The organism is Rhizobium sp. AC44/96, from assembly GCF_001692185.1.
Taxonomy (GTDB): domain Bacteria; phylum Pseudomonadota; class Alphaproteobacteria; order Rhizobiales; family Rhizobiaceae; genus Rhizobium.
Genome location: NZ_LXKO01000002.1, coordinates 116687 through 134891, shown reverse-complemented (window position 1 = coordinate 134891; position 18205 = coordinate 116687). Strand labels below are relative to the sequence as shown.

The 18205-nt window shown below is 57.6% G+C and carries 14 protein-coding genes and 3 pseudogenes; 10 read left to right on the top strand and 7 right to left on the bottom strand.

Features of this window, described 5'->3' with window-relative positions; all coding sequences use genetic code 11:
- Positions 1 to 33: 33 nt before the first annotated feature.
- The 4 genes and pseudogenes from A6U87_RS30370 (at position 34) to A6U87_RS29575 (ending at position 2807) form a co-directional block, all read left to right on the top strand.
- Positions 34 to 1269: a VOC family protein gene (locus tag A6U87_RS30370; RefSeq protein WP_244499433.1), complete on the top strand. Its 1236-nt coding sequence runs from the start codon at positions 34 to 36 to the stop codon at positions 1267 to 1269.
- A gap of 76 nt (positions 1270 to 1345) precedes the next feature.
- Positions 1346 to 1561, top strand: a pseudogene (locus A6U87_RS29180) (LacI family DNA-binding transcriptional regulator); the annotation flags it as partial.
- A gap of 160 nt (positions 1562 to 1721) precedes the next feature.
- Positions 1722 to 2240: a substrate-binding domain-containing protein gene (locus A6U87_RS06360; RefSeq protein WP_065690400.1), complete on the top strand. Its 519-nt coding sequence runs from the start codon at positions 1722 to 1724 to the stop codon at positions 2238 to 2240.
- Positions 2241 to 2336: 96 nt separating this feature from the next.
- Positions 2337 to 2807 (top strand): hypothetical protein, encoded by a 471-nt coding sequence (locus tag A6U87_RS29575; protein ID WP_141683915.1) that lies wholly within the window; start codon positions 2337 to 2339, stop codon positions 2805 to 2807.
- Between the two features lie 185 nt (positions 2808 to 2992).
- Here the strand turns inward: A6U87_RS29575 and A6U87_RS06355 are convergent, their stop codons facing one another.
- Entirely contained in the window at positions 2993 to 3901 is a 909-nt protein-coding gene (locus A6U87_RS06355; RefSeq protein WP_065690480.1) for a LysR family transcriptional regulator, read from the bottom strand.
- 99 nt (positions 3902 to 4000) lie between these two features.
- Between A6U87_RS06355 and A6U87_RS06350 the strand changes: the two genes are divergently transcribed.
- Positions 4001 to 5668, top strand: a complete 1668-nt coding sequence (locus A6U87_RS06350; RefSeq protein WP_065690399.1) for a GMC family oxidoreductase — start codon at positions 4001 to 4003, stop codon at positions 5666 to 5668.
- 56 nt (positions 5669 to 5724) lie between these two features.
- Positions 5725 to 7152, top strand: a complete 1428-nt coding sequence (locus A6U87_RS06345; protein WP_083199291.1) for an aspartate ammonia-lyase — start codon at positions 5725 to 5727, stop codon at positions 7150 to 7152.
- 85 nt (positions 7153 to 7237) lie between these two features.
- Here A6U87_RS06345 and A6U87_RS30365 read toward each other — a convergent pair whose 3' ends face one another.
- Positions 7238 to 7417 (bottom strand): DUF3606 domain-containing protein, encoded by a 180-nt coding sequence (locus tag A6U87_RS30365; protein WP_083199290.1) that lies wholly within the window; start codon positions 7415 to 7417, stop codon positions 7238 to 7240.
- A gap of 49 nt (positions 7418 to 7466) precedes the next feature.
- The gene (locus tag A6U87_RS30570) at positions 7467 to 7592 is read right to left on the bottom strand and encodes a hypothetical protein (RefSeq protein ID WP_275078377.1); all 126 of its coding nucleotides are present in this window, start codon (positions 7590 to 7592) and stop codon (positions 7467 to 7469) included.
- Positions 7593 to 8812: 1220 nt separating this feature from the next.
- Between A6U87_RS30570 and A6U87_RS06335 the strand changes: the two are divergent.
- From A6U87_RS06335 to A6U87_RS06325, 3 genes and pseudogenes are all read left to right on the top strand, one after another.
- Positions 8813 to 10014 (top strand): annotated as a pseudogene (locus A6U87_RS06335) (MFS transporter).
- A gap of 903 nt (positions 10015 to 10917) precedes the next feature.
- Positions 10918 to 11382 carry a DUF1348 family protein gene (locus A6U87_RS06330; protein ID WP_065690397.1) on the top strand — a complete coding sequence of 155 codons (465 nt, stop codon included), beginning with the start codon at positions 10918 to 10920 and terminating at the stop codon, positions 11380 to 11382.
- Positions 11383 to 11384: 2 nt separating this feature from the next.
- Complete coding sequence (locus tag A6U87_RS06325; RefSeq protein ID WP_065690396.1) at positions 11385 to 11981, top strand: TetR/AcrR family transcriptional regulator; 597 nt, start codon at positions 11385 to 11387, stop codon at positions 11979 to 11981.
- Between the two features lie 811 nt (positions 11982 to 12792).
- On the opposite strand, the gene A6U87_RS06320 is transcribed toward A6U87_RS06325, so the two are convergent.
- From A6U87_RS06320 to A6U87_RS06310, 3 genes are all read right to left on the bottom strand, one after another.
- Complete coding sequence (locus A6U87_RS06320; RefSeq protein WP_065690395.1) at positions 12793 to 13011, bottom strand: hypothetical protein; 219 nt, start codon at positions 13009 to 13011, stop codon at positions 12793 to 12795.
- Positions 13012 to 13916: 905 nt separating this feature from the next.
- Complete coding sequence (locus A6U87_RS29570; RefSeq protein WP_141683914.1) at positions 13917 to 14114, bottom strand: hypothetical protein; 198 nt, start codon at positions 14112 to 14114, stop codon at positions 13917 to 13919.
- 282 nt (positions 14115 to 14396) lie between these two features.
- Complete coding sequence (locus A6U87_RS06310) at positions 14397 to 16274, bottom strand: bifunctional diguanylate cyclase/phosphodiesterase (RefSeq protein ID WP_083199289.1); 1878 nt, start codon at positions 16272 to 16274, stop codon at positions 14397 to 14399.
- A gap of 615 nt (positions 16275 to 16889) precedes the next feature.
- Between A6U87_RS06310 and A6U87_RS29165 the strand changes: the two are divergent.
- A pseudogene (locus A6U87_RS29165) lies at positions 16890 to 17045 on the top strand (type II toxin-antitoxin system RelE/ParE family toxin); the annotation flags it as partial.
- Between the two features lie 224 nt (positions 17046 to 17269).
- Here the strand turns inward: A6U87_RS29165 and A6U87_RS06300 are convergent.
- Positions 17270 to 18175, bottom strand: coding sequence for an AraC family transcriptional regulator (locus tag A6U87_RS06300; protein WP_065690391.1), 906 nt, complete (start codon positions 18173 to 18175; stop codon positions 17270 to 17272).
- Between the last annotated feature and the right edge of the window lie 30 nt (positions 18176 to 18205).

The following is an 18205-nucleotide window of genomic DNA, read 5'->3' as shown; positions in this document are numbered from 1 at the left end:
ATTTTTAATCTCTGACCGGACGCGGATCATCACATGGCGACGCTCGTTCATATCGCTTCGACACGGAACTTTGAGCAGCTTGAAACCATGGCGAAACACGCCGTGGCATTGGGTTACGACGGGATCGAAGTCGACATCGCGAAGGGCGATGTAGAGGCACTCCTATTTGCGTCTCATCGACTTCAAATCAGGATGCCCCAAGCCCATTTCTCGCTGTTGGATCTTGAGAGCGATATCGATGCTGCGGTCGGAATTTGCAGGGCCCTTGGCGTACACACGATAATATCTTCCCTTCCTGGCGAAAGCGATACTCCTTCCACGTCAGTTGAGTGGAAACGCTTGGCGTCGACACTAAACGCGATCGAGGGGTCCCTTCGCAAAATGGGCTTGCGTTTCGCCTGGCGCAACGGCGAGGTCGAAATTGCCGAGAACCTAGGCGGCAACGCCCCGATCGAGATCCTCCTCAGGTTCGCGCCGGGCATGGATTGGCAGATTGATTTGGGTTGGGTCATTCGATCGGCGCGTAGCACCACTGACCTGCTGAAGGCGCATGCTGGAAGGATCGTGTCCGCAAGGCTTCTCGACATCAACGACAACCAGGAAGCCGGCCCTCCGCGGGCAGTCCCGGGACACGGATCGACCAACTGGGCATTGATCATCGCAGCGCTCAGGGCGATGCCGCGTCTCGCCACCCACGTAGCATGCCATGATGACCCTGCGACGTTCTCCATGTTCGTCTCGAAATGGAAGATCGCGTACAACCGACTGATCTCGTTTCAGCCGGACCAGTTGTTCGTTGGCTTTACTCACGTGGCCCTGAAAGTCATCGACATCCACTCGCAACTTCGTTTCTATGAAGAAGTCATGGGCTTCACCGAGATGTTTCGGCTTAACAATGCCGACGGCTCGCTTTTCCTCGTCTATTTGAGAATTAACGACCAGCAGTACCTTGAGCTTTTTCCGGGGGCGGTGGGAACAGACACTCCCTCCCCTGACGCCAGAGGCTATCAACACATCTGCCTCGATGTTGAGGACTTGGATCTCGTTGTCGCAAAGCTGCGAGAGCGCGGTGCGACTATGTGCCTGTGGCACGAAGACCTCTCTGGAATCTACGGTGTCGAGGGCACTGCCATAACTCTCGGACGCGACGGTAACCGGCAATCGTGGGTGAAAGACCCCGAAGGAAACCGAATCGAGCTTATGGAACTCGCGCTTGGCGGATCGCAGTTAAACGCAATGGCATCCAGACTTCTGGCTCTCAAACATTAAAACCCGAAACGGTGTGGCCGGCCACACCGCTTCGTCACATTATGGTTCTCCCCTCAACGTGGCCTCCATTCCCGTCATGCCGACAAACCTCAAACAACTTTCGGAGCTTCTGGGTCTGTCTCAGACGACCGTCAGTCGTGCGGTCAACGGCTATCCGGAGGTGGCGGAAGCGACGCGCCGCAGAGTAATGAAGGCTGTGGCCGAGACAGGCTATCGGGCATGTCAGACTGCCCGGCAGTTGGGTGCAGGTAGTTCCAATGCGATAGGCGTGGTCTGGCCAACGTCAGGTCATCCATTCTCGGAACTCGACGCGAGCTTGTTCCAGGTCCTCACAGCGCACGCATTCGCCCAGAGATATCATCTGATCTCCATTCCACCGCTTCACGACAACGGTCTTACGGCGGCAGGGAAGTTGCTTCCAAAAGCCCCGTTGGATGGGATCATAGTGGTAAATGGACAGGGGAAAATCGCAGCGCCTTCCCAGTGGCCATTACCTGTCGTCCTATGTCGACGACTTCCTGGAAGGCTTTCGAACGGCTCAGGCCGAATACCCGCCCGCAACACGCAGTACACAGACGCTGTTTGTGACGACCGTCAAAGGTGCCTTCAATTCCTATCGGCCTGCGGCGTCGCAGCCAACAGCCTATTTCTGTCCAAATCCAACGGTGGGCAATGCAATCGTCCGTTCGGCAACCGCAAACGGCATGTCCGTTGGGCGAGACATTTCCGTTGTGGCTTTCGACTGCGGATCACGCAAGCACCTGACAGGCGAACGGAACAGCACTCTGACCGTCTCCCGGCTTGACATCGGGAAGCTGTCGGAAGCTCTTCTCCAGTCTGTCCAGCCTGCTCAAAAAGGCGCGTCCCCACCGCGGCACTTGCGCGTGAAGCCCGAACTGATTTTCGGCGATACGATCGCGGCAGCGCCCCAATGTCGAAGACTGGGCGAAAGCACAACCGGCGACCACTGACATCGCACCAATCGACCCCAACATGAGCCAACGACAAGCCCGCAATATCGACCCCCGCAGTTGGGGACCGAGATCGCCTGAAGCTGAAGCTCCCGCGTGCCCAAAGCTCTCGTTCACCGCGGTCGATTACTAGCCGAACAGCGCTTTCGCATGCATGCCAGCAACGAGAGTGTTGGTGGCGTGGATTCCCGCTCTTCCGGTTTGGGTGTGCGCTCTCCGGCGACCGGCGTGCTGTATGGTTGGCGCAAGGAAACGAAAGGTGACACATACGCCAACGCCAATTGCATCCGATACATCTCTTCCCCCACAAAACGCTGTTGCACTTCGAATGCGATGGTGCGGCTGGCGGTGTGCCGGGTCAATTTCGCAGTAGCTGCTGAACTGACGCAAACTGACGCTCTACCAAAGCCGTACCGCTATTGGGGCATCTCCGCAGTTCCGTCGGCTATTTGCCCGATCGAACACGCGCTTGCGATCATCCGCGAACGGCTGCCGGGTCGGCATCGACTTCAGGTCGACGCACGCCGGGCGATCAAAGAAGTAACGCTCTCAGCGGCGATTTCCTAGAGCCGGGCAGCCCTCTCAAGCTTGCCGGTGTCGCCGCAGACGGGCATCCGCGGTGAGGAAATTGACCAGTAGATAACGCTAAAATCGATGTTGATCACGAAGGACAATGTCGATCAATATCCGGCGAACTCCTGAGGGCCTCCAACACCATGTATCAAGATGTTGGGCGACCCTCGGTCGACCGACTAAACTTGGGGATTGCTCGGGCCCGTGCCCGAAAACAGAAGATGATCACGGTGTATGATAGAAGCGAACGCTTCTGCCGCAACCCTCACCCTCGCCTGTCGCCGAAGGTCCTCGTGTATCGACAGCCAATAGCTTCTCTTTAACTCGAAATCAGGAATTAATCGTATCAACGAAGCTCCGGGCTGCACCATGAAAAACGGCAGTATCCCGAGAGCCTGGCCTGTCTCGACCATTGTCCGTTGGGCAATGATACTGGTGCTCCGGAGCGCCGCCTTCAGAGGGACACCGACTGCATCCAGGTAATCAAGTTCCGGTGTATGGAGCAATGACGGAATGTAGCCACACACCCGGTGGTCCGCCAACTCCTCCAGTGCTTGGGGCCGGCCATAGCGTTGAAGGTAGTCGGCAGACGCGAAGAAACCCAGACCATAGTTAGTCAGCCGCCGGGTCGCCACGCTTCCGCTTCGCGGACGATCCAGCGTTATCGCAATGTCGACCTCGCGTGAGGCCAGCGAGTAGTTCTGTGGAAGCGCGACAAGTTCGACCTCGAGGCTTTCGTGCCCGGCGCGGAGCTCGTCTAGATGAGAACTGACATACGCCGCGCCCAGGCCTTCCGGCGCCCCAATGCGGACAACGCCGGACACCGGGCCGCCTTCATCGGTTATGGTGCCGACTTCGCTAAGCAGAAGCGATTCCACCCTGGATGCGATTGAAAGAAGATCCCGGCCCGACGCATTGATCTTCAGTCGGCGACCGGCACGATTAAAGAGTTTCGCTCCGACCGCCTCTTCAAGCCTACTCAGCCTGCGGCTTACCGTAGAATGGTCGAGATCGAGAAGCCGCGCGGCTTCGACGATTTGTCCCGTTCGAGCGATTTGCAAGAATATCCTTAGGTCGTCCCAATCCATGCTCATCACCTTTTTTGGCACATTCTATCTGCATTTTTTGGCGTTGCAGCAAGAGCCTTCAAAGCGCATCCACTTTGGAAACCTTAGGAGGAGACCGGGATGGACGCCCCTTTTGACTACATCGTGATCGGTGCCGGCACGGCAGGGTGCATTCTCGCAAGCCGCCTGTCCGAAGATCCGAAGAACCGCGTTCTTCTGCTCGAAGCCGGTGGCAACGATAATTGGATTTGGTTTCACGTTCCCGTCGGATACCTGTTTGCCATCGGCAATCCGAGGGCGGACTGGATGTTCCGCACCGAGCTCGAAGAAGGCCTGAATGGCCGATCGCTTGCCTACCCACGGGGAAAGGTTATCGGCGGATGCTCCGCGATCAACGCCATGATCGCTATGCGCGGCCAGGCGGCTGACTACGACACCTGGCGTTCGCTAGGATTGTCGGGCTGGGGTTGGCAGGATGTCCTGCCGGTATTCAAGCGCCTGGAAGACCATTTCATGGGCGAGGGCGAGTATCACGGATCGGGTGGTGGCTGGCGAGTTGAGGCCCCGCGTATATCCTGGCCGGTGCTAGATGCCGTCCGCGCCGCTGCCGGCGAAATCGGCGTCCCGGCGACAGACGATTTCAATCTTGGTCAAAACGACGGTGCTGGCTACTTCCATGTCAATCAGAAGCGCGGTCGCCGCTGGTCGTCAGCTCGTGGCTTTCTGAAGCCGGCGCTTCACCGAGGCAACCTGACCTTGGAAACCAACGTCCTCGTTGACAAAATTGACATACGCGACGGGCGTGCCACCGCAGTCCGTTTCCGCCGGCCCGACGGCAGCGACGTCGTCGCTGCGGCAAACGCAGAAATCATCCTGAGCGCAGGTGCTATCGGATCGGTACAGGTTCTCCACCGATCTGGCGTCGGGCCTGGCGAATGGCTTTCCCGGATCGGCGTTGAGACCGTGGTTGACAAGCAAGGCGTCGGCCGCAATTTGCAGGATCACCTACAACAGAGGGCAATCTACAAAATCCACGGGGCGAAGACGCTCAACGATAGCTACCACAACCCGATCTCCAAGGCGTTGATGGGCCTGGATTATATTTTCCGCCGTCGCGGCCCGCTGACAATGGCTCCGTCTCAGCTTGGTATCTTTACAAAGTCCGACCCGGCGCAGGAACGAGCAAATATCGAATTTCACGTCCAGCCGCTTTCCCTGGACAAGTTCGGCGACCCTCTCCACCGCTTCTCCGCCATCACGATCGCGGCGTGCAACCTCCGTCCCACATCCCGCGGTTACGTCAGGACCACAACGACTGACCTCGCCAAGCCGCCCGTTATCAAACCGAACTATCTGTCGACAGACGAGGACCGTCAGGTTGCAGCAGATGCAATCCGGGTGACGAGACGCCTGGTAAGGCAGCCAGCGATGGCTTCGCTTCGTCCGGAAGAATATCTGCCAGGCCCCTCGGTCGGCGACGACGACGCCTCGCTTGCGAAAGCGGCCGGCGATATCGGTACGACGATCTTCCATCCCACCAGCACGGCAAAGATGGGCCAGCGCAATGATCCCGACGCCGTCGTTGACGAGCGCCTTCGTTTCATCGGAATCGAGGGACTTCGAGTTATCGATGCGTCTATCATGCCGCTTATCGTCTCAGGCAACACGAATACCCCAACCGCGATGATCGCCATGAAGGGTGCCGACATGATTCTCGAAGATCGCAAGGCGTCCGTGAAGACTTCCAGGGTCGTTCGATTGAGGGAAAGGGCATCCCATTCGGCCTGATCTAACTCGCCCCAAAAGCGAGATGGCCAGAACCGGCCGATGCTGGAGTGCAAGAGATGGTTACAGAGGATGTGGAACCGATGACGACTCGTTACAAAGATTCCCTAGGTTTCGTCGACGTCGCCGATAGCGCTTACTATGGGTCTCAAACCGCCAGGGCGATCGATAACTTTCAAATCTCTGGCATCACTATCGGACACTACCCAATGTTCATCCGGGCACTGGCGTACGTGAAGAAGGCAGCGGCCCTCGCAAACCTCGAAATTGGCGACCTCAATGACGTCAAAGCAACTGCGATCGCGGCGGCCTGCGACGAGATTGTTAAAGGCAGATTCAGGGACCAGTTCGTTCTCGACGTCTTCCAGGGGGGAGCCGGGACATCGACGAACATGAACATGAATGAGGTGATTGCCAACGTGGCGCTCGAGATTCTCGATCACCCGCGGGGCGCGTTTGACGTCATTCATCCCAACAATGACGTGAATCTGTCCCAGTCAACCAACGACGTCTATCCGACGGCGATCCGACTGGCAGTACTGTTGAGCTATCGGGCTCTGTCCGAAGCCATTGAAGCGTTGGCAATCGCGTTCGAAGGCAAAGCTGCGGAATTCGCCGACATCTTAAAGCTGGGACGGACGCAATTGCAGGACGCGGTCCCCATGACGCTTGGACAGGAGTTTATGGCGTTCGCGGTGACACTGCGCGAGGACATCGCTCGGTTGAATGATGCGGCCGACCTTCTGCGGGAAATGAACCTTGGGGGAACCGCGATCGGTACGGGCATAACCGCCGATCCGGCATATGCCTCGATCGTCATCAAGAAACTCGCCGAGGTCTCCGGCGTGTTCGTCCTTCCTGCATCCGATCTCGTCGAGGCATGCTGGGATACCGGCGCATTCGTCTCCTTTTCGGGAACCCTCAAGCGCACGGCAGTGAAGCTCTCGAAGATATCCAACGACCTTCGCCTGCTTTGCAGCGGTCCGCGGGGGGGCCTGGGGGAGATATCCCTCCCCGCCGTACAGGCTGGCTCTTCGATCATGCCTGGCAAGGTCAACCCTGTTATCCCCGAAGTCGTGAACCAGGTCGCCTTTCAGGTTATTGGCGCCGACCTAGTTGTGACCCTTGCGGCGGAAGCGGGACAGCTTCAGCTTAATGCGATGGAGCCTGTCATCGTCTTCAACCTGCTGCAATCCATGACGCTTTTGACGAACGTCGTGAAAACGCTCACCGTCAAATGTGTTTTTGGCATCACGGCAAACGAAGAACGCTGCCGACAAAATCTGGAGGCCAGCACAGCTCTCGCTACGGCTCTGACGTCCCTCATTGGGTACGAAAGTGCGACCTTGCTGGCGAAAGAAATCCTATCGAGCGGCCGCAACCTGCGTGACCTTCTCAGTGAAGCAGGTACGCTGCCGGCCGAAATCATGGACAAAGTCCTTGACGTTACGGCCTTGACCAAGCCCAATCGTTTTCGTTCGACCTGACTCCACATGCCTGGCTGTCAGAGATAGTCCTAGGCCAGTGTTGCGACCGCCGCCTTTAGGTCTTTGAACGCGGCCAGCCAATTGCCTATTTCAATCGGTTGGCGGCCTTGTCACATGCATCGCGATCAGACCCATGCGTGTTGATAATGCGAGTCGCATCGCTCGCAGCGATGCCATGCTTCTTAGCGAAAGTTGCCGCGTGGTACGGTTCTCGCGCCGAAAACCCACGATCGGCTTGGCCGCGTCGCGGCGTGATGTTTGACACTAATTCTCCTCGTCCGGCGATAGGGCAGGAAAGTTTTCGCTTTAGTTTCTTACTTCTTGGCGGTTTGGCTGTCCCTGACCTGAGAACCAACTGCGGGCGAGGCGCTTTTGCTATCGCCCTTGTCCTTTTTGGGCTTCCTGGCTTCTTTATTGCTTCTTACCTGACCCTTGGCCATCTGAGTCTTCTCCTTCTGAAGACAGAGTTAGCTATCATTGGTCGTTCAATAGCAAGGTAAATCGGGCCTTCATCCCTGGGTTCGAGCCCGCTTGGTCCGCCGAGGGCGGGCGACGCGGCGCGGAGATAGCTGCTCCACCACCGATCTAGAAATACGCCCTTCCGACGGGCTCGGCTTTGAGCCCGTCTGCGTTCAGACCTACGGCAAGTTCAAATCTAGAACCACCTGCCGGATAAGCGGAGCCAGCCCCCAAATTTGAGAGAGAATCTCCGATCCCATCATGTGACGAAACGTGACGTCACACCTGTCAGCTGATCTTCGAGCCGTCAAAATCAAGGCGGAGAAACCGTCTGACCATTGGCAGGCAAGCGAACTCTACTGACAATACGCCGGCATTGCAGGGATTGGTGGAAGATGACGGAAGGGAAGTCACAGGTGTTGCCTCCAAAGAGCCCTATGACACCCCTTCCTCTGGCAGCGAAAAACCGTCCCATTAAGGCGGGTCCCCGTACGCCTTACTAAGCCTCACCGTTCGTATGCCACATGGGTACATTAGCTGGAGGCAATTGATTGTCAAACGACGGGCAGCCACATTGCCATCAACCGCTGTCCTTAGCAAAGACGAAATTGCGGTGCTCTTTTTGCTAAGCAGTTGCAGCGTCGAAAGTTCTTCCGAGCGCCGCGGTCTTCTACCGGTTCGAACTAACGACTTCACGTTTGCGTCTGATTGATTTCAATTGGGTGTCTGGGCCGACTTTAATTTCAGTGCCAGAAAGCCGACAAACACCCTGACTTTCGCGGCGGCGAGGCGCCTGTGCGGAAAAACGACGTGGATCGGCGCTGCGGCGAGGCCTTCTATCGGCAGAACGATCTCGCGGCGTCCGCTACGGAGATTGCCTACCCAAAAGATGGTAAACCGCTCGCTCGACGGCGGGATCGTCCTGGAGATCAATACGGAATTAGGTAAACATCGTCGAGGAGACGCCTCAGTTGCACCGGGGAAGAGCGCAGTTGCTGAAGGGTGACTTCAGATCCCGCTGGCCTGGAGCGAGCCCTCGGTCGCCAAAAAAACCCTCCTGTGAAACGGTTTCTCAAATGCTGAGAACAATCCGCGTCTACTGATCGCGCATCCGATGTGAGATCTGCTCGTCAGAGCAGCAAGCCGGACGTGAGTTCCGCAAAAGACTGTTCCCCACACGGTTTCGGAAAGGATCAGCATCATGGAAATCGTCTCGCAAGCTAACACCTACATCCAAGCGCCAGCCGATAATGCGCGTTCCCGCAATCTGACACTGCTGGCGCTGGCGCTCGGCAGTTTCTCGATCGGAACTTCGGAATTCGCCAGCATGGGCATTATCCAGCTCTTTTCCGAGAGCCTCGGCGTCAGCATTCCCGATGCGACCAGTGCGATCGCCGCTTATGCCTTCGGCGTCGTCATCGGCGCTCCACTTGTGACACTTGCCGCCGCACGGCTCAATCGCCGCACTCTGCTTCTTGCTCTCATGGCTTGTTCATCACCGGTAACGTCCTGTCGGCCATGGCCTCCAACCTCGGCTTCTTTATGCTGGCCCGCTTCATCAGCGGCCTGCCACAGGGTGCCTATTTCGGTGCAGGCGCTGTCGTCGCCTCCTACATCGTCGGGCCGGGGCAGGCCGGAAAGGCCTTTGCCATCGTGATGACCGGACTGACGGTTGCGACGATCTTCGGTTCACCTCTGGCGACCCTTCTGGGGCAGACGATCGGGTGGCGTGAAACCTATCTTGCAGTCGCGGCCTTTTCGCTTCTCGCATTCGCCGCAATCTTCCAATGGGTGCCGCGCACCAGGGCGCTCGATGGCGTTCCGGTGATCCAGGAGGTGTCTTCGCTTCGTACGCCACAGGTCTGGGGCGTTATGATCGTCGCGGCACTCGGCATCGCCAGCATCTTCGCCGTCTATACCTTCATTGCACCGCTGGTCACCGACGTTGTAGGATTGTCGCCCGACATGATTCCTGCCTCGCTGGCGATTTTCGGAATCGGTATGACGGTGGGCAACGTCTTTGGCGGCAAGCTCGCCGATCTCTATCCTGCACGCGGAATCGTCCTTGGTTTCGGTAGCACACTGCTGATCCTAGCTGCGCTGGCGGTTGGCGGCACCAATCCCTGGATCTTCTTCGCCGCCGTGTTCGGCGTTGGTGCGGCCATGATGGCAGCGATCCCGACCATCCAGGTAAGGTTGACCCGCTTAGCGCCTGAAGCTCCCAGCCTCATGGGCGCGATGAACCTTGCATCGCTCAATGTCGCCAATGCGATCGGCGCTTGGGCTGGCAGTGTCGCGGTTGGAGCTGGCTATGGTCTCCTGTCCTCCGCCTGGGCCGGCTTTTCCGTAACGCTGCTGGGACTGCTCGTGTTCGGCCTGACTCTGTTGCACCGGCGCGGCTAGGATCTGAATGCCTTGCCGGTGACAAGTGTCCCACGGAGGCCAAGTTCCGTAGTCTCATAACGCTCCAGTCCGCTTCTTCTGAAATGGATCGGAGTTTTCAACTCGGCCCAATAGTATCATGAGGCTTCCACATGATTATCGAGGCCAATCATGCTCGAAAAAATTCACTCCACTGGTGCTGCCGACAGTACCGCATTGTCACGATTGACCTGGGCCAGGGCTTTATATCTCGAGGCAACTTGACATAGACGCCGAAGAAAACATGCCGGCAGATTTTGTGACACAAGCCGACCTTTGCTTGCGCGAAGATCGTCCGAGTGGTGGACGAACGGCGGGATCTTTCCGTACTGTTCAAGATCTGCAGGGCCCCGAGGCACGGTATTGTACGCCTTGTCGTGGCAGTTGAACCCGTGGCCATCTCTTTCAATCAAATAAGGCGTTGAAGGACGGAACTACGGCGTGCCCCCTATTATGGGACAATGCGAGGGATCAGATAGTTTTGGGGCGCCACTACCCCTCACCGAGGTGCGGACCGCATACTAGAGAATTACCTTTTTCCGCGGCGAGCGGCATGCCAGCCAATCTGAAGGAACGGGCGGGGGTTGGGCGCATAGCCGGAAATATTCGTTCTGCGATCGCTGGGGCCGGCCGGTGATCGTTTCGATCGCGGGTTTCGTAGCGTTCTTCGCATGAAACCGGTGCGTCCGAGCGCCTGGCTGTACGGACTGCTCGCTTCGTTTTGAACTGTTTCGGGAACCGGCGCACGCTGTCCACGAACTGAAAAACGCTCAGAAATATTTCAGCTGCGGCAAGACTTGCTTGACTCCCCCATTCTTTCGCATATTGTACTGATCGGTACAGTGATTACCACTCGGTACAGATTAATTGACAAAGGAGATCGAAATGTCACGGCCCCCACTCCCTCCATTCACCCGCGAATCTGCCATCGAGAAGGTTCGCTTGGCCGAAGACGGCTGGAACACCCGAGACGCGGGCAAAGTCGCTCTCGCCTATACGCTCGATACCCGCTGGCGCAACCGCGTGGAATTCGCGAGCAATCGCGAAGAAGCCCAGGCATTTTTGACACGTAAGTGGAACAAGGAACACGACTACCGCCTTATCAAGGAGCTTTGGGCTTTCACAGGCAACCGCATCGCGGTACGCTATGCATATGAATATCGCGACGATGGCGGCCGCTGGTACCGGGCGTATGGTAACGAGAACTGGGAATTCGCAGAGGACGGTCTGATGGCGCACAGACACGCGAGCATCAATGAAATGCCGATTTCTGAAAGCGATCGTTTGTTCCACTGGCCTCTTGGCCGTCGGCCGGATGATCATCCCAGCCTCAGCGATCTGGGCCTCTAATCATGGCCCGTATGGTCGCTGAAAGAGCCGACGCTATAGCCCCGTTGGCCGAAGTTTTCCGCGAACATGGCTATGAGGGTGCAAGCCTTGCCTTGATTGGCAAGGCCACCGGCCTTGGAAAGGGCAGCCTTTACCATTTCTTCCCGAACGGAAAGGAAGAGATGGTGCGGGCCGTTCTCGACGAAATCGGCCAATGGTTCGAGGATGCCGTCTATTCGCCGTTGCGTAACGAGCGCAACGCGAATGGCTCCATCGGAGCAATGCTCGACTCGACGGCCCAATATTTCAGGTCCGGCAGGCGCGTGTGCCTTGTCGGAGCGTTGGCAGTTTCCAATACGCGTGACCTTTTCGCGCAAGCCATTCGGGGTTACTTCATCGCTTGGGTGGACGCGTTGCAGTCAGCGCTTACCCGGCAAGGCCGTGACGCGAAACAGTCGCGCATCCTCGCGGAGGAGGCCGTTCTTGCTATTCAAGGAGCAATTGTTCTTTCTCGGGCACTGGACGATCCGTCCGTTTTTCAACGTGCTATCGAACAGCTCCGTGGACGATTGGTGGTTGAAGGCAACGAGGCCAATGGTGCCGGCGACAGCTTGCCCTGAAGGATATGAACACACCAAGTTCCTGACACGCGCCGAGGGACTTTATCACAATCCTAGGAAGATCTCACGGAGCGGCCTTGGCATGACGCTGGCGTCTGGTCGCGCCGGGACGATCACCGGACGTTACAGTGCCACGGTCGATCGCGACGGATTACAAAGCCAGAGGTTTGGCCTCGACATGTCAAGGCAATTCTGAACCGTCTCTATCTCGCTTCAGGACGTTCCGAGCAGGCTTAGGTGATCCAGCCGCAGGAGCTCAGAACCATCCGAGGCTCGCTACCAGAAGCCCCCGTGGCACGGTCAAGGACCGATGAATGTAGTTTGGCCACTGGTCCAAGAAGAATTGCGCACGCGTGTCCCCACTCTGGAGAGGAACCAGAAGATCTGAAAGCTATGCGCAACGTCGAGGAGTATGATCCCGCTTGATGCGCCACAACGGACAGCGCGCCACAACGACCGGGATCTAGATCACCGCCCCTGCGGACCGGTCACTCAGGGGCCGCGTTTTGGTTATCCAATCGTGGCCGTCCCGGTGGCTGAGATGGAACCTCGGGGCCACACCCGTCATGGGAAGCCCTTCATTTGCATCTCGTGTGCCCGGCTGGAGGCCTGTTCGACGCCGCATTGGGGGTGAAGAGAACTTCGACGCCTGAACGGTTGACTGTACGGTCAAGCTTGATTTCCTGTGTGCGCCTTGAAACTCTCTTCACCTGTGATGAAGCGGGACGCTGTACGCCAAACTAATTACCCCCAACTGCCGTAGGCGACGAGTGCTGATTATTTTGGACCTAGCAACTCAACGAACCGAATCTCAAGAACAGGCATTAACGCGAGTATCGGGGACGCCAACATAGGTCTTAATGAGCCTGTCAGCGACTTCCTCCACAGAACGAAAACCGTTGTCGTAAAGTTTGAGGGCGGCATCACAAAGAAAAGATGAAGCCTCGTCATCCCAAGCGACCTGATAGTGGCGATACCATTTCTGAACGGCCTTCGAAATAATCACGTGGCCTTCTTCTGCCTTCGACATGCACCCCTCGGAACTTCACCCGTTAACGATGTGGCGGCTTCACGAAGCTGGCTGGCGTCAATGGCCAACCATCGCGGAATTGACCTTTTTACGAGGGTTTCCCGCGCTTTTCACGGCTTTTTTTAGTCTGCCTAGATACGTCTTCTTAGCGTAATCGGAGCAAGATCGAGGGAGTGGAAAGCCGACCACCAGCCGTTCGGTCGGTGATCTTGTGGCTGTCCTGGATCGTATTAGGCACTGAGCTCGGGCCTTGGAAAGGTCGTCTGCGCTCGCGTTTGTGATGGGTGCCGACGCCCCTACTGGTACCTTTCTCAAAGACAGGGTCCTGTCACGAAACACAGGACCCTGTTCCCGACTTCCCGTTACAGAAACCTGCGCTAGAATTTAAACCGAACGGGTATTCACTTTAAGTTCGTCGCGGCATAGGACGGGTGAAAACTTGCGCGGTCGAGAAACCTCTCCTTGATGAAATCCGGGACAGGAACAGACCGGCCTCCCTATGCCCCTGGGAAATTCGTCCAACGCGTGATGGCCTCCCACGCGTCAATCTCCTCGACGACCTGATCGATTTTGCTGCGTGTGCGACGGAGAGCATCGCTTCCCAGCAGGCGATGAAGAGGAGGATTGTCGGAGTTCGCGAGGTCAAGGATTGCCTGCGGGGCCAAGATCGGATCGCAGGCCTGCCGGCATCGGAAGCGTCAGGCAGCCGAACTTTTTCCGACTGTTTCGGCGCATGCTTCAGGCCAACGATGCCTATCCACAGCTCACCGTCCAGTTCGCCCGCGTGCTTTCCTGCGTACTCGTAAAATCGCTCGTTGAAACAGTCGAGCGGCCATCGGGCCTCGCCGTCCAGACGTGCTTGGGTATCGCTTGAGCTAGCGCTCGAAAGCGCGCTTCGCAATTTTTCAGGTCTCGCCGGTCTTGCGGCCATCCGTCACATCCTGGACGACACCAACGAAACGGACAGGCTTTCCCGCAGGATCGAACTCGAATTCGCCTCGCCGGGCGATCTCGCGCTTCTGGCCGTCATTTCCCCCGTCGAATGCAATATTCGACATCCAGCAGCGACTGACCAGTGCGGCGGCTCCTGGCGTTGGCTCCAATCTCCTTATCCTCATCGAAGACGCGCGCCTCGACTGCCGAGATATCCACCAGCTGCGCTTTGAGAGACCATAGATCTTCCTGAACTCCGACGTTGGCGTCAGGATGTTGGTGTCTATGTCGAGCGAGAACGCGCCCCGACCTTTCCAGTATTACGGACCATTCATCGTTTTCGGGAAATGTAGGCAGCACATTGTCTTGAGGAAGTACGCTCCTGCCGTATGTGACGAAAATTTTCTCCACGTCTGCTGAGGCCAGACGGGCCATAGCGGGTTCCCGACGTTTTAGAAATTGGAGGCGTCAACTCTTCGCGCCTTCCCCTTCTGTATCAGCAGGGATCGACCTGGGGCGCCCCCAACGTTAACGCGAGCGGCCACCTTGTCCGTCTTTTGGCCGCGGGCCCGAAGCAAAACACCCATTTCGGAAGCGGGCATCGCCTTGGCATAAAGATATCCTTGGCCAAGGGTGCAGCCACGCGTCAGGAGCATTTCGGCCTGCGCAGGCGTTTCCACGCCCTCTGCGACCACAGGGACTCCCATTCGCTTGGCGATATGGAGGATACCTTCAACAATCGCTACACCCACATCATCGTCACCCAACCGATCGGTAAACGATTTGTCGATCTTGATCAGGTCGACCGGGATTGTGATCAGGTGAGTGAGTGAGGCAAAGCCAGTGCCGAAGTCATCCAACGCAATCTTGAAGCCAGCCGCACGCATCGAGGCGATCTTCTTGGCAACGATCTGATCTCGTCCACCTAGATAAACGGATTCAGTCACCTCGAGAATTGCGTGATGGAGCGGAACACCCTCCCGCGCGAACGCGGCTTGGAGGCTCTCCGGAAAATCCTCACATTGAAAATCTGCGGCGGAGAGATTGATCCCCACATGCTGGATTGGGATACCCGATCTCAGCCAGCTACCGAGGTCCATCGAAATGTGCTTGATCATCGTGCGTGTCAGGGATGCCGCGACATGGGCATCTTTCGTGGCTTCATGGAAAGCGGCGGCCGGCAACACCTCGCCAGTCACCAGACGCATGCGCGCCAAAGCTTCGACGCCGACGATCTCTCCGGTATCGATGCGGACGATCGGTTGGTACCAGGCTTCGAAACGATCATCCCTCAAGGCGGTCGCTACGCTCTGCACAACTTCGTAGCGCTGCGCAATTGTCGATGTCAATGCCGCGTCATAGGTCACAAAGCCACCGCGGGCTTTGTCCTTGGCATGATAAAGGGCGAGGTCGGCGAAGTGGCGGACTTCTTCCGCCGAATATCTTTGCTCGGAGTGCGCGATTCCGACGGTGATGGATGGAAACACCGTATGACCGGCGCATAGGGTTGGCTGATGGACCTTTCGGGCAAACTCTGCAGCGATATCCTCCGCTTCAGTGCCCGAAGCGGGTTCGAGGACGATCGCGAACTCGTCGCCCCCTAGGCGATAGACGGCCCGAGGGCTGACGACGCTCAGCAATCCTCGTGCAGCCGATGCAATCAGGTCATCGCCGGCCGCATGGCCAAACGTGTCGTTGACGACCTTCAGGTTGTCGACATCGACAAGCAAAAGCGCCCAGTCACCCGGCAACATTTCGTCCATCGCGACGTTGAATTTTGCGCGATTGGGTAGCCCGGTCAGGACGTCGGTGAAGGCAAGTCGGCGATATTCCCGCAACCGCTCGTGACGCTCCATCGCAATCATGCACACCGGTAAACAGCTCTCTACGATGGTTTGTTCAAGAATAGAAGGTGCGCGTGCGTCCCGAAAATAAAGCGCGAACGTGCCAAGGATCTTGCCTTTGCTGCCAAAGATCGGATTGGAATAACACGCCCTGAGACTGTGAGGCAGTGCCAAGGTCTTGAATTCAGCCCATCGCGGATCATGCTCAATGTCATCAACGATCACCGCTTCGCCAAGAAAAGCCGCTGATCCGCACGAACCAACCGCCGGGCCGATCTCGAGATTGTCAAGCGCTATCGAGTAGCTCATAGGCAAGCTGGGTCCGACACATGGGTGTAGGCGCCCCTGATCATCGAGCGTCAGTATCGATGCAACAGCGCCCGGTAGAAGGTACTCCACTTCAACGCAAAGTCTTTCCAAGGTCGCTTGTAGCTCGTCGCCCTGCGCAACCATTCTGAGGATGATGTTTTGCAGGCTTTGTAACATTGATGTCTCCATGCGGCTGGAAAGCATTGAATCCAGCTGAGGTTGCAAATTACTTATCGGCGAGTAGACATTCAATGACTTTGCTGAATGAAAGCTTTCCAGAGTTCGGCACCTAGCCGCTTGCTTGCATTGTCGGGCCTGGCCGGCGACGGCAGAGCGGATGAACCGGCATGGATCGAGTCGTGAAGCGGAGACGCGAGGGGATGTCGACGACGATAGTGTCCGGGCGCTCAAAGATCGTGATCGAAAACCTGCTGGCGATAGTGGCGTAAATCGATCTGCGGTAGGAAACCACCTGATCAGGAACCCACCACCCGCGATCGGGCCGCACATGACGGCCGGCTCGAAAGCCGTGGGCGTCTTGGAGGGCGGATCCATCTGGGTGAGGCGTCGACTGCTGCCCCACCATCCGGCCGGTGCTGAAGGTGGGGCGCAACACGCCAGCGCCGAGAGCGAGAGAAAGCTGCGGCGAGACGTCGTGCTTTCAAAGCTCAAAACGCTCTGCCCCAATTGTGCCACCTGCGCAAGTCCGTCGGCTCATGGTAGGCTGTGGGCTGCCTCAAAGTGGGTTTTGATCAGCCAGTTTCGGTCCTCATAGCCAACGACGTTATGCGAGGCTTCGCCCTCGTCCCCCGCTACGAGCACCATCATATTCGTTGTCGCGTTCATGGAAACTATCTGATCTTCTACCGCGTCGAAGCCGGAAGGGTGGTCATCATCCACATCTTACATGGCGCCACCGACTATGGGGCCATCCTGTTCGGGGAATGAACCAGCGCCTGCGCTGGTGCACTATCGGGAAGTTAAATCATCCGACCCGCCGCCCCTGTGATTGACCGACGACCGACGTCTACCGGAAGGCCTATTTCGATCGGCGCGCTGCTTTGTCCGTATCGTGGCGCATTCAGCGGGTGGCATCCCGTCATGAGGCGGAGCCTCTGCCGGTGCAGGCGTGAACAAGGTCGACGCCACTTCCAACAATTTGCTGTTTGCGGTCAATCCGCTCGATGGGTGCGCGCATACCGCGCCGGCGGGACGCGCGCGTACCGAGCAAACGCCACGCTGAACGCACTTGCCGAGCCGTACCCGACACGTTCCGCCACTTGGTCCACGCCAATTCCCCCCATACGCAGTAACTGCTTTGCGAGGGCCATGCGCCAAGCAAGCAGGTACTCCATGGGCGGCACCCCGACGATGCGGCTGAACCGCGAAAAAAAGGCCGACCGTGAGAGAGACGCAGCCGCCGCAAGATCTGCGACGGTCCATGGATGCGCCGGACGTCCATGAAACGCGCGTAGTGCGCAAGACAGGCGTTCGTCGGCGAGGCCGCGACGCAGTCCGGGAGCAGCGGTGTGGTCAGTCCCTGACCGTAGGGCCTCGATCAGCACCACCTCCAGCAGTCTCTCGAGCACGAGATCGCGGGCGGGTCGTCGCCCCCGCGTCTCCTCGCCGATTAACTCCATCAGCGTCGTAAGGCGACGTTCTCCACGGACGACGACCACGTCTGGAAGAAGCGATACCAGAAGATTGGCGTCTGGCGCGCCGAAGCTGCAGTGTCCGATGCGCATGACGAGATCGGCGGCCCCCTCCTCGGGACCAACGCGAAAATGGCCTTCTGCAACCTGGACCGGAACTGTTTCAATCGGGCGCGACGGTGCTTCGACGCTCTCGTTGACCAAGTCGCGCGCGGCAGGCGCCAGGACAAAGTCGCCAGCGTGAAGAACGATCGGTTCGCCGTGCCCGAACTTGACGCGACAACTGCCCTTCAGGATTGCCGAGTAGAACGGCTCGCCCATGGCCCCACGTCGAATTCGCCACGCGTTCTTGCATTCCACCAGTTTGGAGAAACGAGCGGCGGGCTGGAGCAACGTGACGATTTCGGCAAGGGGATCAACGGCCATATCAAGACTTATACTAAAGAAATGAGGATC

What these genes read in the sequence shown, in the direction of transcription:
- A6U87_RS30570 (WP_275078377.1), bottom strand. Translation starts at nt 7,592, where the DNA reads ATGGCCAAGGGTCAGGTAAGAAGCAATAAAGAAGCCAGGAAGCCCAAA.
- A6U87_RS06300 (WP_065690391.1), bottom strand. Translation starts at nt 18,175, where the DNA reads ATGGCCGTTGATCCCCTTGCCGAAATCGTCACGTTGCTCCAGCCCGCC.
- A6U87_RS06350 (WP_065690399.1), top strand. Translation starts at nt 4,001, where the DNA reads ATGGACGCCCCTTTTGACTACATCGTGATCGGTGCCGGCACGGCAGGG.
- A6U87_RS06310 (WP_083199289.1), bottom strand. Translation starts at nt 16,274, where the DNA reads ATGTTACAAAGCCTGCAAAACATCATCCTCAGAATGGTTGCGCAGGGC.
- A6U87_RS06320 (WP_065690395.1), bottom strand. Translation starts at nt 13,011, where the DNA reads ATGTCGAAGGCAGAAGAAGGCCACGTGATTATTTCGAAGGCCGTTCAG.
- A6U87_RS30370 (WP_244499433.1), top strand. Translation starts at nt 34, where the DNA reads ATGGCGACGCTCGTTCATATCGCTTCGACACGGAACTTTGAGCAGCTT.
- A6U87_RS06355 (WP_065690480.1), bottom strand. Translation starts at nt 3,901, where the DNA reads ATGGATTGGGACGACCTAAGGATATTCTTGCAAATCGCTCGAACGGGA.
- A6U87_RS06345 (WP_083199291.1), top strand. Translation starts at nt 5,725, where the DNA reads ATGGTTACAGAGGATGTGGAACCGATGACGACTCGTTACAAAGATTCC.
- A6U87_RS06330 (WP_065690397.1), top strand. Translation starts at nt 10,918, where the DNA reads ATGTCACGGCCCCCACTCCCTCCATTCACCCGCGAATCTGCCATCGAG.
- A6U87_RS06360 (WP_065690400.1), top strand. Translation starts at nt 1,722, where the DNA reads ATGGACAGGGGAAAATCGCAGCGCCTTCCCAGTGGCCATTACCTGTCG.
- A6U87_RS06325 (WP_065690396.1), top strand. Translation starts at nt 11,385, where the DNA reads ATGGCCCGTATGGTCGCTGAAAGAGCCGACGCTATAGCCCCGTTGGCC.